Source organism: Pseudomonas sp. GV105 (assembly GCF_003058185.1).
In the GTDB taxonomy this organism is placed as follows: Bacteria; Pseudomonadota; Gammaproteobacteria; order Pseudomonadales; family Pseudomonadaceae; genus Aquipseudomonas; species Aquipseudomonas veronii.
This window is the reverse complement of record NZ_QBUF01000008.1, coordinates 279,229-296,030: the sequence shown is the minus strand read 5'-3', so window position 1 is coordinate 296,030 and position 16,802 is coordinate 279,229. Positions and strand designations below refer to the sequence as shown.

The window sequence follows — 16,802 nt, the reverse complement described above, 5'->3', positions numbered from 1 at the left end:
ACAGATCTGTTTCTAGGCAGGCCTTCATCCCCCTTCAGCGGTTCAGGGTTTAGAGAGACATGGATCAGTTCGCGATCAACATCATCGTGCTGGGTAAAAGCGGCGTCGGCAAAAGCAGCTTCTGCAACTATCTTTTTGACCAGGTGGGTTTGTTTGAGACGGGAAGTGGCAAGCCCGTCACCTCCTGGGAGAAAAATTTTCAGTCGCACACCTTCGAGCACCAGGGGCACCTGTTGAATGTGTTCGACAGCGTTGGCCTGGAAGCTGACAACTATGAGCGATGGCTCCAACAGTTCGACCGTTTCATGCAGCAACATCGTGCGCGCCCGATGGAGCCGGAAACCTGGATTCATGGTGCCTTCTATGTGATCAACGCCAGCTCCGCACGGCTGGAACCGGTGGATGTGAATCTGATCAAACGGCTCGGACTGGATGCCAGGATTCCCCTGCAAGTCATCCTGACCAATGCCGACGTTGCGGGCGATAAGGTCGAGGCCCTCCAGCGAGAAATTCACCAACTATGCCCGGGTGTATCGGTGACGCCGCTGTGTTCGGTATCGGTACGTAGGCGTGGTGGTCAGTCGACGCAAGCCTTTGGTCGCGATGAAGTGCTTTCGCTCTACCTGGAACAGTCGCATGCCTTTCTCAGCAAGCGTCTGGCTGCGATGAGCTGCTTGAACTTCAAAGGTGTGCTTCGCCAAATGCGCGATACGGTCGTTGCCAAGATCGAAAAGGCAGACCTCAGCATCTTTAGAATCGCGGACCTCGATCTGGATACGGAAATCGAGTTGCCCGATTTTGATGAGGTGTTTTCCGATCTGAAAGGCTTCGATGACTACCTCTCATCCTTTGGTTTCATGGGGGACTGGGAGACCAGCGATGAGCTGGAAAACGCAGTGACCCGTGTGTTTGACGACTTCCAGCGAGAGATGGAGGGCCGCTTCAAAGAGATCGAAGACGGGTTCGAGTCCGATAGCCTCCTGCGCAAGGTGGGCGCGCTCTATGAGGCGGCAAAAATCATCCTGACCCTTAAATCGACCATGATTGAATGGCTGGATGACGGTTTTGGCCGTGTCCACGCAGAACTCGACAGGCTCTTCGTCAAATATGCCGAGGACGACAACTTCTTCGCCAGTCATCTAACGGGACGCGTCTTCATCAGGCCCAAACTGTTCGGCATTTTCTAAGCACGGGCTGCATCAGCGCTATTTAAGGAAGAGCATTAACCATGGGCTTCGATTCGATTTATGCGGTGCTGCCAGACCACGCGGCCGAGATAAGCCGCTTGCAGTACTTGTTGGCTGACGCACGGCTGCCGGTGGTTTCGGTGATCGGCAAATACAACCATGGCAAGAGCTCCTTGCTCAACGCCCTCGTGGAGCGCGAGCAGTTCGCCGTGTCGGATGCTCGGGAAACCACCGTATTGAGCTACTTCGAGCCTGAACGCCTGAGTTGAACCTGTCCTCTTATCGTGACGCCGCTCATGCTGGGCGGCTGCTTTTTTTTTTGCAAAGGAATGACGCGGCATGAATCGAATGTTTGTAAGCCCTTGGTTGTCGGTATCCCCCAACGGCCCGGTGACCTGTGCTCACCCCCGCGCACATGACTATGTTCATTTACGCCAAGGCGAAATGGATGGTGCCTGTGGACCTTACTGCGTGGCGATGACCTTGATCGCATTGGGCGTTATGTCCCGCGAGCAGGCTCAATCACTCGACAGTTACGATGGCCGAACCCGACTGGGTCGCTTTCGCGAAAGCCTACTGGCCTTCGGCGCCCTGGTGTCGGAAGGCACCGACGATTTCGATGTGAGCTGGCTGGTTGATGTGTTCAAGCACGCCGGGGTTGTGACCGAAGTGCTGGATGCGGCGCCGCGACGACAGACGACCATCCGCAATATTGCCGACGCCGTCGACAACCGCAAAATCCCGATCGTCTGTGTCGACTGGGACGACGGCCTGGCGGCGCATTGGCTGCTGGTTATCGGCTATCAGGGTTACCAGGCAAACGATGACGATGAATTGCAAATCACCCACCTGCTGTGCCTCGACCCCACCAGTGACGCCCCACGGGTGTCACTCTGGAATGCAGTGATCGAAGTCTTCACCGAGGAGGGTAAATCGGTGAACGAAGGTCGTTACTACTGCCAGCACTGGGGCCCCAACGCCGCGCCGACGGCCTGCCGAATTGCTCAAAGTGTTTTGGTGGGGCTCGATAAAAAAGCCGAGTCCAACTATTTCTACTGAGTAAAGTGCGGGCGCCACAACGTCCATCGCAGCACCTAACGAAGCAAGCCTGCTTTTTCAAGCAGGCTTATCGTTGACGGCAGTTTTCTTACTTCTGCTGCGCCGTCAGCGCCGCATAACCATTCATCAAGTTGCGATAGTTCGGAATACGCTGGGACAACAGATTGCCCAGGCCTTCGATATCGTTGCGCCAGTCGCGATGCAGCTCACACGCCACCGAAAACCAGTTCATCATCTGCGCACCGGCCTGCGTCATCCGGCTCCACGCCGCCTGTTGCACCGTGGTATTGAAGGTGCCCGACGCATCCGTCACCACAAATACATCAAACCCCTCCGCCAGCGCCGACAACGTCGGGAACGCCACGCACACGTCCGTCACCACACCGGCAATGATGATCTGCTTACGCCCGGTGGCCTTGATCGCCTTGACGAAGTCTTCGTTGTCCCACGCATTGATCTGACCAGGGCGAGCGATGTACGGCGCGTCCGGGAACATCTCCTTCAACTCCGGCACCAGCGGGCCGTTAGGGCCTTGCTCGAAGCTGGTGGTGAGGATCGTCGGCAGGTTGAAGAACTTGGCCAGGTCCGCCAGGGCCAGCACGTTGTTCTTGAACTCGTTGGGCGAGAAGTCCTGCACCAGGGAGATCAGGCCGGTCTGGTGGTCGACCAGCAGGACTACGGCGTCGTCTTTGTTCAAGCGGTTGTAGGTTGGCGTGCTCATGGTTGAATCCTTTTTTGTTTAAGTGGGTTGGGCGTTGCGTTCAACATGGGCACAGATTAATGGGCGGGACGTGGGGGATAAATCGGCTGGGAGGCGTCTTACTGTCAACTTAAAAGGGACAATTGGTTGAGCTACCCGCAGTATCGGTCCTTTTCACTTGCGGGATGTTTCCTAGAGAACTCCAGGAGCGGTATGAGGGTGTTCTTCAAAAGAGCGGGCGTCAGTGCTCTGCGTGATTAACGGTGTTCTATTCGAGCTCCACCTTTTTCAGGTGAAGCCAGGCTGTACTCACCTTCATCACAATGACCCCCAACAGCAGTAAGCCGGTGAGCGTCATGGCGAGCCCTTGCAGCAAGATGTTTGCCGGTACCTTATCGGCCACGACGCCTGTCAGCATGACCGAAACAAGAAAGGCCGCGCCTGTGCCGGTATCCAGCAATGCAATCACACGGGCATAGAAATCCCCAGCAACCTGCTGATAGATGCGCAACAGGCTCAGGGTAATGACCAGCCCCTCCGCCAGCCCCGTCACAGCCACCAACGGCAATGCCAAACCGAGGCTGTCGACTTTCGATACAACCCAGATAGAGGCACATATCAGGGTCAGACTGATCAACATCCATGCGCCATATTGCTGCCCGACACGGGGCCATGACGACAAAGCAAGTCCAGCCAGCATGCCGACACCATAGGCGCCGAACAGCAACCCGACATCGGCCGGTGGACGCTCCAGCACCTGGACCACATAGACAAGCGCAAGAATCTCAAAACTGCCAAGGGCCAGCATCACCAGCATACTGGCCGTCATGGGCAGTATCAGGCTGGCTCCATAGCGTGAAACCGCCGTGCGCAAATCGCGCCAGATACCTACTTCATCGGCCTGCTCCCGCTTGACATGGGACGAGGGCAACAACACACACAAGACACTGGCGATGAGCAGCAGCACGCCAATTACCACAACCGCCACCCCATGCCCGTAGTGGCTGGCCAGCACGCCAGCCAACAGCGTACCGATGGCCATCCCTGACATGCGCGCGGCCATGATGATGGCGTTGGCAGCGGGTAGCCTATCTGCCGAAACCAGGCTGGGTAACAAGGCACTGGCACCCGGCACGAAGAACCGGTTGCATGTCGCCGCCAGGGCAGCAATGGCAAGGATCGGGATAAGCTGCCCACGCATCGCCGGCAGCAAGAGTGCCAGGATGATGAACAGACGCGCCACACAGGCCCAGACCAGTACCCGTTTGAGATCGGTGCGATCGGCCACTGCACCGGCCCATGCGCCGAACAGCAGCATCGGGATCAACTCGCATATGACCAGCAACATGATGTTGAACGCTGACTGGGTCAGATCGAATACCACGATCTGCAGCAGTACGATCAGCATCCAATCCGCCACCGAAATCACCCATTGCAGACCGGTCAAGAGCAAAAGACCGGCGCCATGTTTGTGTAGCAGCCGCTTCACCGCTGGTCTTCCACGGTCAGGTTTTCCTGCGCGAGCTTGTCCTGGTCGTGCTTGAGCACAAATCGATGCAGGATCATGCGAAGCAGTCGCCCGAGCCACTTGGGATTGGCTTGCATCCAGGCGTAACAGGCTTGCAGGCGACAGCCCATTTCGACTTTGCCCTGCTCGTTGGAAATACCAAAGTTAATGCTGCGCAGTCCTTTGCCGATGGCGTGGCGAACGATGTGGTAGCCCATTGCGCGGTGGATGGACAGGCGACTCGTTGCCTCCAGATCCACGCCGCAATAGGTGGATTCCAGATGGTCGCCCAGAACAAAACAGAGGTCGAACGCATCAATGCGTCCTTCCTTGCGCAGCAGCAACCACACCGCATGGTCGAGCTGGCTCATTTGCAGAAAGAAATCTTCGGTGACCATGATCTGGTCAGGCGAGTGATGTTTGCGATACAGCTGTAACCATAAGGCGTGCAAGCGCTGCGCTTCATCAGTCGACAGTGCCTGACCCTCGCGAATGTCGAGACAGTAGCCTGCCTTTTCAAGCGACCGCAGATCACGGCGTATGCTTTTGCGCTTGGGGTGCTGCTCCAGATACTGCTCAAAGTCTGTCCAGGGCAGCTCCAAATGCGCGCAGCTGTAGAGCTTGTCGAGCGCCTGCTTGTGGAGGTAATCGGATGTCGGAAAATCCCGCCCGACGAACAGTCGGACGCCGCGCTTGATTGACGCCCGCTCCAGCGCAGCCACCAGACCATATCGCAGGCTTATGGAATTCGCAGTCACCGCTAACATCAGCGGCAACCCCGTATTGACCGGCGTTCCCAGGGTTGTGACGCGCAATGACATCCCATATGGCAGATGAATCCGCCATAGGGTGGCTACAGCAGCGCCGACCAGTTCACCGTTTGAAATGGCCAGCGCATAAAGGTACTGGCATTCCAGGCCGCTGGCCTCCAGGGCAGCCATATACTCATGGCTGCAAAACTGATGAGGCTTGCACAGTTGATTCCAGGACGTTCGGTCAATCGTCGCAATCGAGTCCTTGATTTCAATATGTTCCGCCGCCCAAGTGGTGTCATTTGTGCTGGCCGGCAAGCCGACCCGCACCACCTGTTCCATGCGTGTCATATGCGACTTCCTGACCTAGTTCGCTGCCGCTAGCAGGCTCTCGCCCAATCGACTGGATGAATCATCGCAACCGAGCAGATTTTCCAGGCTTTGGGCAAACCTCTCGATTTCCGCGTCGGTGTGGTGCCGGTGCAGGATCAGCCGTATCAGTGCCTGATTGGGCTTGACCGCCGGATAGCGGAAGATCGGCACGCAGAAGCCTTGTTGCTCCAACTGCTCCCGAACTTGCTCGGCCTTGCTGTCCTTGCCGATCAACACGGAGGTGATGTAAGACGGTGTGCTATTGAGCTGCAGGCCACCGTCAAGCAATCGCAGGCGAAACGCCAGGCTTCTGCGCAGGAAGTCATCCATGATGGAAGGGTCGCGCTTGAGGCGCTCGATGATGGATGCCGCTGCGTCTGCCGTTGGCGGTTGAATGGCGGCTGTGAAGATCGACGTTCCACTCAGTACTTCAAAGGCGTCGATGTACTCCGCGTTGGCGCTGATCGCGCCGCCTTCCAGGCCTACTGATTTCGATAATGAGATCATGATGAAATCGGCGCGGCGAAGGTGCTGGAACTCTTCGTAGAAATTGCGCTGCGGCTCGCCATACACCATGAAGCCATTGGCGTCGTCGATATAGCTCAGGGCATTGAATCGTTCACACAGATCCAGGATCGTACCGATAGGCGCCACGCTTCCGTCGGAGGAGTAGACACTTTCGAAAACCACAATGGCCTTTCGATCTCCGATATTTTGCAGAACACGTTCAAGGTCGGCCACATCGTTATGCTTGAACGACAGCAGCGATTCGCCGTACTTAAGGTGCGCGGCGGCTTTCCAGAGACTCCAGTGGCAATCACGGTCAAAGATCAGCACGGCATCGCGGTTGTCAATGCCGCTGCTGGGGGAGAAATTGAACTTCGCTGTCATGGCATTGATGAAGCCAAGGTTGGCCAGCATGCCTGAGGCAAACGTGAGTGTTTTGTCTTTGCCATGATGCTCGCTGAGCAACGTTTCCAATCGGAAATGTGGCTCGCAGACACCCTGCGTCGCCCGCGACCCACCGGTGGAAAGCCCATAGCGTTTGACCGACTCACAGAACGCATCGAGCACTTGCGGGTCCTGTTGCCAGCCGAGGTAGTTGATCCCCGAAAAATTCACATACGGCAGGCCATTGCGCGTGATGCGCGAACCAGACATTCCTTCCATCAGGACCGGCTCGCGCAGGAACCCTTCTGACACCGACGACTCAACGAAGCGCTGAAAACCCCAGCGATCCACATTTGGTGATATTTCCATATGTCCCTCCTCCATTCATCCTGATTGCCAACACTTGATAGAACTTGACAAATTGCAAAAAATAAGCTTGTCGATTTTGTTTCAAGTGGTAGCGTTTAGTCGTCTCAACGATTTACGGCCGCATTCAGAAGCGCAATTATCGTTGCACCGAAATATCAAGTAACGATCAACAAGCCATCAAGATCGCATGAAGGAGTGACCTGTGAGTTTAGGACGAGTACTGATCGTCGAGGATGATTTCGATGGGGCTGAAGTACTGGAGGCCTATCTTGGCCGGGATGGATTCCAGACGCGACATGCAGCAGATGGCCATAAAGCCTTGGACTACCACGCGCGTTGGCGGCCGGATCTGGTGCTGCTGGACATCATGTTGCCGGGACTCAGCGGCAACGAGGTTTTGACTGCCATTCGCCAACACTCAGCGACCCCAGTCATTATGGTGACCGCTGTTGGGCACGAACCCAGCCGCATCAACTCCCTGCTGTACGGTGCTGATGACTATGTGGTCAAACCCTACAACCCAGGGGAAGTGGTTGCTCGCGTGCATGCGGTGCTGCGGCGTTGGCGTGGGGGTGGCCAGGGTCAGTCGACCTTGCTACGGCATAATCACTTGGTCATTGATTTGAATGCGGCACTGGCGACCATTGAAATCAATGGCACCAATCAACCCCTGGAGTTGACGCGCACCGAGTTCAATCTACTGTCCATGATGATGGCCGCGCCATCGCGCATGTACACACGTGCCGAGCTGCTCGCCAACTGCCTGCCCGAAAGTGATGCGATGGAGCGAGTGGTCGATGCCCACCTGTACAACCTGCGACGCAAGCTGGAGCGAGTAGGCATTCACGATGTCGTTCTGACGGTGCGGGGGCTGGGGTATCGCTTCAGCAATCCGGCATGAGCACGGCAAAGAACGGACTCTCCCGCCAACTCTGGTACTGGATCAGCCTGCGCATGATCGGCCTGGCACTGGCGGCCATGCTGGTGGTGGGGGCTGGCATGTGGTTACGCTTCTTCTCGTGGGAAACCAAACTGCGAAACGCACTGCCCGAGGCCGTGCGCCAGGAACTCAAGGTCCTGGAAGTCGACCATGCCGCCAATGCCGAGCGCCTGCGTGAAATCTATGGGCAATACCTCTATGGCGATTACTTCACGCCAGAGGTCCTCCGGGCGGATCTGCTGTGGTTCAGCGGGCTGGCGCTGATTGCGCTCCCCCTGATTATCGGCGGCGGCATCTGGGTCTCGTTGCGCCTGTCGCGCCAACTCAGCGCCGTTGCGATCTCGGCAATGCACATCGCTGGCGGAGACTTCCGGTCACGAGCAGGCAACGTGCGCGATGCCCCCGCAGCGCTGTATAGCCTGATGGCCGATTTCAACCACATGGCTGAGCGCCTGGAGCGGCAGGAGCGGGAATTACAGGCATCCAGCGCCGCCATCGCCCACGAGCTGCGCACGCCCCTCACCGCTGCCAAGGGGCGGCTACAGGGTCTGATCGATGGCGTATTCGAGGCCTCGCCGCAACAGTTGGTCATGATCATGCGACAGCTTGATCAGCTCAATCGGCTCATTGATGATCTGTACTTATTGTCGCTGGCCACAGCCGACCAGTTGCAGCTGATGCCCTCAAGCTTTGCACTCAAGTCCCTGATGGAAGAGCGAGTGGCTTGGGCGGCGCCACGCTTGCAACAGCAACCGGTGAACATCGTCCTCGACTGTCCGGACGGTTTGATGTTGATCGCCGATCGCGACCGCTTAGGCCAGGTACTGTCGATCCTGCTCGACAATGCCCTGTGCTACGCAGCATCCGGGGGGTATTTGGCGCTGCGGGCCAGCAAGCGGCAAGACCGGGTGCTGCTCGACGTCGAGGATGCTGGCCCGGGCTTCGCACCGGAGCATATCGAGCGCTCGTGCGACCGTTTCTGGCGTGCCGAACATTCGCGCTCTCGCCATGCAGGCGGCAGCGGGCTGGGGCTGTCGGTGGCAGTCGCTATCTGCCAAGCCCATAGTGGCAAGCTGAGTGTCCATAATCGTGCCGAGGGCGGCGGTCGCATCCATATCGAGTTGCCAGGCTGACTCAAGGCGAAGGCTGCGCCAGCCTGAAAGCGGGCGCAGGCAAAACCTGGTCCGTTGTCCTTGACGAAGTCTTCACCGTTTCTTGGCGCGACCTTGAATCGAAGGCGGCTCACTACCGGGGTACTGAACCTCAAAGGATGAACCGCCATGAGCAAGCCCGTTTCTCGATACAAACACAAGCGACACATGACCAGCGCTGTCTCGGTTTTCATTACCGGCAGCCTCTGCTTGCTGATTCCGCTGAAAAGCCAGGCCCAGCAGCAAGTCGCTGACGTATCCACCCGCTTGTTTGGCGAAAAAACCGAGGTCACGGTGGGACTGGGTGCCGCCTATACCCCTCGCTATCTGGGCGCAAAACAATCGCGAGCCATGCTGGTGCCGACACTGAGTATTTATCGCGGCATTTTCTTTGCCGATTCCATGCGCGGCCTTGGTGCGGAATACCTGACTCAGAGCGGGTTTTACTCCAGCGTGGCAATCGGCTACGACTTTGGCCGTACTGATGAAGACAGCGTTTGGCGCCCGGGCTCCAAGCGACTCCAGGGGATGGGTGAAGTCACAGGCGCGACCACTGCCACGTTTCAGCTGGCACAGGATCTGACCTCCTGGCTGTCGATCAAGGGTGAAGCAGAGCTGCGCGTTGCTGGTTATAAGCGTGGTAATCGTTACCGGTTGGGCCTGGAAAGCACCGTACTGAAAACGGCAGGTGATGTGATTACCCTTGGCATGAACGTGCATGCCGGGGATAAGCGCTACAACCGCACCTACTTCGGGGTGAGCGATGCCCAGGCCCAGGCTTCCCGGTTCTCTCGTTTCGATGCCGACTCCGGCGTCTATGCCTACTCGTTGTCAGCGGACTGGCAACATAAATTCAATCAGCATTGGGCGATGTTGGTCGGGTTGAATGTCATGGAGTTCCGCGAAGAGGCGAACAAAAGTCCTGTGGTGGAAGAAAAAACCGGCGTCACCAGTTTTGCCTCATTGCACTATTCATTCTGAGGCGAATAGACATCCACCGTGCGCTTACGTAGACAGCTCATCCCGGCGCGGAGGCCAGGGTGCCGGAAACTGATTTGGTTGGCCTGCACCGTGGCGGCAGTCTTGTTATTGGTGGCGGGCGCTTGGCTGCTCATGAGCGAGCCGCCCATTTCAGTGCTGACGACACCGCTACAGCCTCCAAAATAATCTCAGACGCTCAAGGCAAGGTTGCGCCGTGGGCGTCTGTTCCGCAGACCGGTATTTGGCCGCACTTGATGAAATCTTGATTAAACCTTGAAAGACGATTGACGCGTGAAGAGCACACTTCCCTCCATGCCTCCTCTGGATCGGAAACTTCACGCCATGTCACGACAGTGCAATGCAGCATTTGTGGTGGTGCTGCTATCAGGCTGCACTACGCTAATACCGCCGTATACAACCCCCGACAACAGCACCTTGCCTGCGCATTACCAGCAAAGGAGCGGTAAAAAATCCGAGGATGCCGCACTAACCTCGGCGGCCGATAAAACCTGGCAGAGCTATTTTCCAGATCCTCATCTACAGGCTTTGATCCGCCAGGCGCTGCTTCACAACCACGACCTGCGCAGTGCCGCTTTGCGGGTTCGGCAAGCACAGGCGGCCTACCGCATCGAGCGCAGCGCCCTGACGCCCACGGTTGCCCTGGGAGTCGATGCGAAACGCTCGCGCACGCCTGCAGATCTGACGGAAATCGGTCAGACCTCGACGGGTAACGAATTCAAGGCAGGTGTGGGTATCAGCAGTTGGGAGATCGACTTCTGGGGACGTATCACCAGCCTGAACGAAGAAGCCTTGCAGCAATTCCTGGCGACCCAGGCCGGGCATCAGGCAGTGACGATCAGCCTGGTGGCGCAGGTGGCCGACGCCTGGATTAGCCTTCGCGAGCTGGATAAGCGCCTGCACCTGGCTAATGTCGCTCAGGCCAACCAGAGCGAATCGCTGCGCATCTTCACACGTCGGTTCGAGATGGGGTCAGTGACCAAGCTGGAACTGACCCAGGTGCAGACGCTGCTGACCCAGGCCGAGGCATTGACGCTGCAACTGCAACAGCAACGTGACCTGCAACACAATGCCGTGAATCTGCTGGTCGGACAGGTTGACCTCGTCGATGCCAGCTACAGGCCTGTCGCCGATCAGACCCTGGTCCAGCCCCTGGATGCCGGCCTGCCATCCGACCTGCTGATCAACCGCCCGGACATCGTCGCAGCAGAGCATCGCCTGCGTGCCGCCAATGCCCATATCGGCGCGGCCCGCGCGGCCTTCTTCCCGCGCATTAGCTTGACCGCTTTCGGCGGCCTGGCCAGCGCAGAACTGAGTGACTTATTCAGCGCAAGCAGCCGTGCCTGGAACTTCGCGCCAAGCCTGTCGTTGCCGGTCTTCGATGGCGGACTGAACCAGGCCAACCTGGATTTGGCGAATGTGCGCAAACACCTTGCCGTCGTTGAGTACGAGCAAACCATCCAGAGCGCCTTTCGTGACGTAGCGGATGCCCTGGCCAACCAGCACTGGCTGCAACAGCAACTATCAGTGCAGCAGCAAGCCGTCGAGATCCAGGAGGAACGCAGTCGGCTGGCGCTCCTGAGCCATGACCGTGGCCGCTCCAGTTTCCTGGAGGTGCTTGACGCCGAACGTGATCGTCTGCAGGCCCAGCAACAAGAGGTACAAGCGCAACACGCACTGCTACGCAACCGGGTGGCGCTGTATGCCGCACTGGGTGGCGGCTCACGGCATGTGCCGAACGCCCCGTTACTCGACCAGCCGTCATCCACCCTGTTTTCAGATATTGCAGAGGAATAACCCAGCCATGAGCGCCTCCATCAAGAAGAAAATCACCGCAGTTGCCATCGTGGCGGCCATTGCCGGTGCGACCTGGATCGGCTGGGACTGGTTCGATCAACGCGCTGTGCCGGACGGTCTGATGGTCAGCAATGGACGCATTGAAGCCACGGAGGTGGACGTGGCCGCCAAATTTAGTGGGCGCGTCGCGCAGATCCTGGCCGATGAAGGTGACGAGGTGCAGGCTGGGCAGGTGTTGGCACACATGCATATCGATTCGCTGCTGGCCCAGATGCGCGAGGCCCAGGCGCAATTGCAGCGGGCAGAACATGCCGTGAAGGCCACTCAGGCGCAGGTGAGCATGCGCCGCAGCGAGCAGGCCGCCGCCGAGGCTGTCGTGGTTCAGCGCCATACGGAACTGAATGCCGCCCAGCGTCGACTGGTACGCACCGAGGTATTGGTCAAGGACGGCGCCACAACAGGCCAGGAGTTGGACGATGACCGCGCCAGAGTGGCGAATACCGGCGCTGCGCTCAATGCCGCGCGCGCGCAGGCTAACGCCGCCAGATCGGCCATCGAAGCCAGCGACGCCGAAGTCACCGGCGCAACATCGACCGTCGCGGCAGCGCAGGCCACGGTCGAGCGCATCCAGTCCGAGTTGGACGACAGCACTCTCAAGGCCCCGCGCAGTGGCCGCGTGCAGTATCGCCTGGCCCAGCCCGGCGAAATGCTCAGCGATGGCGGCAAGGTGCTTAACCTGATCGACCTGTCAGATGTCTACATGAGCTTCTTCTTGCCCACCGAAGCCGCCGGGCAAGTGGCCCTGGGCAGTGAAGTGCGCGTCGTGCTGGACACCGCGCCGCACTTGCCGATACCCGCCACGGTCACCTTTGTCTCGCGCCAGGCCCAGTTCACCCCCAAATTCGTGGAGACAGCCAATGAGCGGCAGAAGCTGATGTTCCGGGTCAAGGCTCGGATCGACAAAGCATTGCTGAGCAAGTACCAGGATTATGTAAAGTCCGGCCTGCCCGGCGTTGCCTGGATCAGGACCGATCCACAGGCCCAATGGCCTGAAGCCTTGCAGCTTAGGGACTTGCCATGAACAGCCTCGCTGAGCCCGTGGTTCGCCTGCGGGACGTAAGCCTGCACTACGGCAAGACCCAGGCGCTGTCGGGCATCACCCAGGACATCCCTGGCGGTTGCATGGTAGGGCTGATCGGCCCGGATGGCGTAGGGAAGTCCAGTCTGCTGTCGTTGCTCTCCGGCGCGCGTCGGGTACAGCAAGGCACAGTAGAGGTGCTGGGCGCCGACATCGCCAGCAAGGCCCACCGCGACCAGATCTGCCCGCGTATTGCCTACATGCCCCAAGGCCTGGGCAAGAACCTGTACCCCACACTGTCAGTGGAGGAAAACCTGCAGTTCATCGCACGGTTGTTCAGTCAAAACGCCAGCGAACGGCGCCGACGCATCGACGATTTGACCCGTAGCACCGGCATGTATCCATTTCTTGCGCGACCCGCCGGGAAGCTTTCGGGAGGCATGAAGCAGAAACTGAGCCTGTGCTGCGCTCTGATCCATGATCCCGACCTGCTGATCCTCGACGAACCCACTACGGGTGTCGATCCGCTGGCGCGCGCGCAGTTCTGGGAACTGATCGCCCGTATCCGTCGCCAGCGAGTCGGCATGAGCGTGATCGTCGCCACCGCCTACATGGATGAAGCTCAAGGCTTTGACTGGCTGGCAGTCATGGATGAAGGTCGGGTGCGGGCCACCGGCACGCCTGCCGAACTGCTCGCACGCACCCATTGCGATTCGTTGGAATCGGCCTTCATCAGTTTGCTGCCGGACGAGAAAAAGCAAGACCATGAGCCCGTGGTCATTCCTCCCTTGCAGACCGACCCGGATGATATCGCCATCCAAGCCCAGGGGCTGACAATGCGCTTCGGCGACTTCACGGCTGTGGATCACGTGAGCTTTCGCATCCGTCGCGGAGAAATCTTCGGGTTTCTCGGCTCCAACGGCTGCGGCAAGAGCACTACGATGAAAATGCTCACCGGCCTGCTACCCGCCAGCGAAGGCCGTGCCTGGCTGTTCGGCAAGGAGATCGACTCTCACGACCTTGCCACACGCAGTCGCGTAGGCTACATGTCGCAATCGTTCTCGCTCTATAACGAATTGACGGTAAAGCAGAACCTGGTCCTGCATGCCAAACTATTCCATGTGCCCGCCACAGAGATCGACGCTCGCGTGCAGCAAATGGCCGGGCGTTTTGAATTGCTGGACGTCATGGATAGCCTGCCGCCTAGCATCCCCATGGGCATGCGCCAGCGCCTATCGCTGGCCGTGGCGATGGTTCACAAGCCCGAACTGCTTATTCTGGACGAGCCGACTTCGGGCGTCGATCCGGTGGCGCGCGACAAGTTCTGGCGCTTGTTGGTGCAACTGTCGCGGCGCGACCACGTGACCATCTTCATCTCCACCCACTTCATGAACGAGGCCGAGCGCTGCGACCGCATGTCGATGATGCATGCGGGAAAGGTACTCGACAGTGATGCGCCAATGCAGTTGGTGGAAAAACGCGGTGCCGCCAGCCTGGAAGAGGCCTTTATCGGTTATCTGATCGAGGCCGATAACAATGCCGCGCATGTGCCGGATGAGAGCGCTCCCACACAGCACGGCACGGCCGCAACAGCAGCCGAACAGGCTCAGTCGTTCAGCCTGCAGCGTCTACTCAGCTACGCCTGGCGCGAGTCGCTGGAACTGCGGCGCGATCCGGTACGCGCCACACTGGCGCTACTGGGATCGCTGCTGCTGATGTTTGTTATCGGCTATGGCATCAGCACTGACGTCAATGACCTGCGCTACGCCGTGCTTGACCGTGATCAGACCGGCCTGAGCCATGACTACACCCTGGCGCTCTCCGGTTCGCCGTATTTTCTTGAGCGCCCGCCGTTGCACAGTTACGCAGAACTGGACCGACGCATGCAGACCGGCGAACTGAGTCTGGTCATCGAGATCCCGTCCGGCTTTGCCCGCGACGCGACGCTGGGGCACAACGCCCAGGTCGGTGCCTGGATCAACGGCGCCATGCCCAGCCGCGCCGAAACCGTGCAAGGCTATGTGCAGGGCATGCACCTGCTCTGGCTCACGCAAAAATCCCAGCGATTGAACGGCAAAACCTACACCAACCCGGTCGAAGTGCAGACGCGCTTTCGCTACAACCCGGACATCAAGAGCCTGCCCGCCATCGTCCCGGCGGTGGTGCCATTGCTGCTGTTGATGCTGCCGGCGATGCTGACCGCGCTAGCCGTGGTGCGCGAGAAGGAACTGGGCGCGATCATCAACTTCTACGTCACCCCTGTCACCCGCACCGAGTTCCTGCTTGGCAAGCAACTGCCCTATGTGGCGCTGGGAATGCTGAACTTCCTGTTGATGAGCGTGCTGGCGGTGACCGTACTGGACGTGCCCATGAAGGGCAGCTTTGCCACCCTGGCGCTGGCCACCCTGGTGTTTCTGGTGATCTCCACCGGCATGGGGCTGGTCGCATCGGCCGTCACGCGCAGTCAGATCGCCGCGATGTTCGCTGCGCTGATCGGCACGCTGGTGCCTGCCACCCAGTTCGCCGGGCTGACTACACCCGTTTCCTCGTTGGAGGGCATCGGCAAGCTGATCGGCGAAGCCTACCCGGCCACCCACATGTTTCTCATCAGCCGTGGCGTATTCGCGAAGGCTTTGGGGCTGGCTGATCTGCAGCAGTCCTTCATTGCTTTGTTGGTGGCCCTACCGCTGGTGATGGGTCTGGCGATTGCGATGCTGCACAAACAGGAGCGCTGAGATGAAACGCACTTTTTCCAATATCTGGCAACTGGGCGTCAAGGAGCTTCGCAGTCTGTGGCGCGATCCGGTCATGCTGCTGCTGATCGTCTTCAGCTTCACGGCGATGGTCTACACGGCCGCCTCGGCCATTCCAGATACCCTGAACAACGCACCGATCGCCTTCGTCGACGAAGATGATTCGCCCCTGTCGCAGCGCATCGCCACCGCTTTCTACCCGCCTCAGTTCACGCAACCAGAGCACATCAGTGTTGCCGAGATGGACGCCGGTCTGGACTCCGGCCGCTATACCTTCGTGCTGTACATGCCGCCCAACCTGCAGCGCGATGTTCTGGCGGGTCGTCCCGCGCAGGTGCAGCTCAACGTCGATGCCACACGCATGGATCAAGCCTTCAGCGGCAGCGCCTATGTCGAGCAGATCGTTACCGATGAGGTCAAGACCTTCGTGCAGCGTTATCGCGGCAATTCGGCCCCGTCGGTGGAACTGGCGCTGCGCGCACGCTTCAACCCGGCGTTGGACAAGACTTGGTTCAGCAGCCTGCTGCAGATCATCGACAACATCACCATGCTGGCGATCATTCTGACCGGAGCCGCGCTGATCCGCGAACGCGAGCACGGCACTATCGAACACCTGTTGGTGATGCCGGTCACCCCCACGCAGATCATGCTGGCCAAGGTCCTGGCGATGGGCACGGTGGTGCTGGTGGCGGCGGCGTTGTCGTTGCAGTTCGTGGTACGCGGGTTGCTCGCCGTACCCATCGAAGGCTCGATCTGGCTGTTTCTGGTCGGCGCCGCGCTGAGCTTGTTCGCCAACACCGCCCTGGGCATCTATCTGGCCACCGTGGCCCGCAGCATGCCGCAGTTCGGCCTGTTGCTGATGCTGGTGCTGTTGCCGTTGATCCTGCTCTCCGGCGGCGCCACTCCGCGCGAAAGCATGCCCACGCTGGTGCAGTACCTGATGCTGGCCGCACCCACCACCCACTTGGTGCAGTTGGGAGAAGGCGTGCTGTACCGCGGCGCGGGGCTGGACGTGGTGTGGGTTCAACTTCTTGCGCTACTACTCATCGGCAGCGTGCTGTTCGCACTTTCGTTGCAGCGTTTTCGCCGGATGCTTGCGCAGATGGATGGAGGCTGATCCTCGCCCATCACATCGCCGGATGAGGTTAGGTGGCGTTAAACCCCATTGGACAGAGAAATACCTTATGGCCTCTGAATAGAGACGCTATCAGTTGATTTCTCAGAATGGATAGGATTATTTCGGACAA

14 protein-coding genes are annotated in these 16,802 nt (G+C 58.8%); 10 read left to right on the top strand and 4 right to left on the bottom strand.

Going from position 1 to position 16,802, the window contains the following annotated elements; translation table 11 throughout:
• Positions 1-59: 59 nt before the first annotated feature.
• The 3 genes from C8K66_RS17940 (at position 60) to C8K66_RS17930 (ending at position 2,246) form a co-directional block, all read left to right on the top strand.
• Positions 60-1,187, top strand: coding sequence for a GTPase (locus C8K66_RS17940; protein ID WP_057005487.1), 1,128 nt, complete (start codon positions 60-62; stop codon positions 1,185-1,187).
• 41 nt (positions 1,188-1,228) lie between these two features.
• Complete coding sequence (locus C8K66_RS17935) at positions 1,229-1,456, top strand: GTPase (RefSeq protein ID WP_057005488.1); 228 nt, start codon at positions 1,229-1,231, stop codon at positions 1,454-1,456.
• Between the two features lie 70 nt (positions 1,457-1,526).
• Positions 1,527-2,246: a hypothetical protein gene (locus C8K66_RS17930; RefSeq protein ID WP_046381904.1), complete on the top strand. Its 720-nt coding sequence runs from the start codon at positions 1,527-1,529 to the stop codon at positions 2,244-2,246.
• An 88-nt stretch (positions 2,247-2,334) separates the two neighbouring features.
• Here C8K66_RS17930 and ycaC read toward each other — a convergent pair whose 3' ends face one another.
• From ycaC to C8K66_RS17910, 4 genes are all read right to left on the bottom strand, one after another.
• The gene (gene ycaC / locus C8K66_RS17925; protein ID WP_046381905.1) at positions 2,335-2,967 is read right to left on the bottom strand and encodes an isochorismate family cysteine hydrolase YcaC; all 633 of its coding nucleotides are present in this window, start codon (positions 2,965-2,967) and stop codon (positions 2,335-2,337) included.
• Positions 2,968-3,214: 247 nt separating this feature from the next.
• Positions 3,215-4,435, bottom strand: a complete 1,221-nt coding sequence (locus C8K66_RS17920; RefSeq protein WP_079444795.1) for an MFS transporter — start codon at positions 4,433-4,435, stop codon at positions 3,215-3,217.
• The gene (locus C8K66_RS17915) at positions 4,432-5,556 is read right to left on the bottom strand and encodes a GNAT family N-acetyltransferase (protein WP_057005490.1); all 1,125 of its coding nucleotides are present in this window, start codon (positions 5,554-5,556) and stop codon (positions 4,432-4,434) included. Before C8K66_RS17915 ends, C8K66_RS17920 begins: the two co-directional genes overlap by 4 nt.
• 15 nt (positions 5,557-5,571) lie before the next feature.
• Positions 5,572-6,837, bottom strand: coding sequence for a pyridoxal phosphate-dependent aminotransferase family protein (locus C8K66_RS17910; RefSeq protein ID WP_046381908.1), 1,266 nt, complete (start codon positions 6,835-6,837; stop codon positions 5,572-5,574).
• A gap of 202 nt (positions 6,838-7,039) precedes the next feature.
• On the opposite strand from C8K66_RS17910, the gene C8K66_RS17905 reads away from it, so the two are divergent.
• From C8K66_RS17905 to C8K66_RS17875, 7 genes are all read left to right on the top strand, one after another.
• Entirely contained in the window at positions 7,040-7,738 is a 699-nt protein-coding gene (locus tag C8K66_RS17905; protein WP_046381909.1) for a response regulator, read from the top strand.
• Positions 7,735-8,910 (top strand): cell wall metabolism sensor histidine kinase WalK, encoded by a 1,176-nt coding sequence (locus C8K66_RS17900; RefSeq protein ID WP_046381910.1) that lies wholly within the window; start codon positions 7,735-7,737, stop codon positions 8,908-8,910. Before C8K66_RS17905 ends, C8K66_RS17900 begins: the two co-directional genes overlap by 4 nt.
• A gap of 147 nt (positions 8,911-9,057) precedes the next feature.
• The gene (locus C8K66_RS17895) at positions 9,058-9,909 is read left to right on the top strand and encodes a MipA/OmpV family protein (protein WP_079444793.1); all 852 of its coding nucleotides are present in this window, start codon (positions 9,058-9,060) and stop codon (positions 9,907-9,909) included.
• Between the two features lie 342 nt (positions 9,910-10,251).
• Positions 10,252-11,724, top strand: coding sequence for an efflux transporter outer membrane subunit (locus C8K66_RS17890; protein WP_108525549.1), 1,473 nt, complete (start codon positions 10,252-10,254; stop codon positions 11,722-11,724).
• Positions 11,725-11,731: 7 nt separating this feature from the next.
• Positions 11,732-12,805, top strand: a complete 1,074-nt coding sequence (locus tag C8K66_RS17885; protein WP_046381912.1) for an HlyD family secretion protein — start codon at positions 11,732-11,734, stop codon at positions 12,803-12,805.
• Complete coding sequence (gene rbbA, locus C8K66_RS17880) at positions 12,802-15,537, top strand: ribosome-associated ATPase/putative transporter RbbA (RefSeq protein ID WP_057005493.1); 2,736 nt, start codon at positions 12,802-12,804, stop codon at positions 15,535-15,537. Before C8K66_RS17885 ends, rbbA begins: the two co-directional genes overlap by 4 nt.
• Position 15,538: 1 nt before the next feature.
• The gene (locus C8K66_RS17875) at positions 15,539-16,672 is read left to right on the top strand and encodes an ABC transporter permease (RefSeq protein ID WP_046381914.1); all 1,134 of its coding nucleotides are present in this window, start codon (positions 15,539-15,541) and stop codon (positions 16,670-16,672) included.
• Positions 16,673-16,802: the final 130 nt, after the last annotated feature.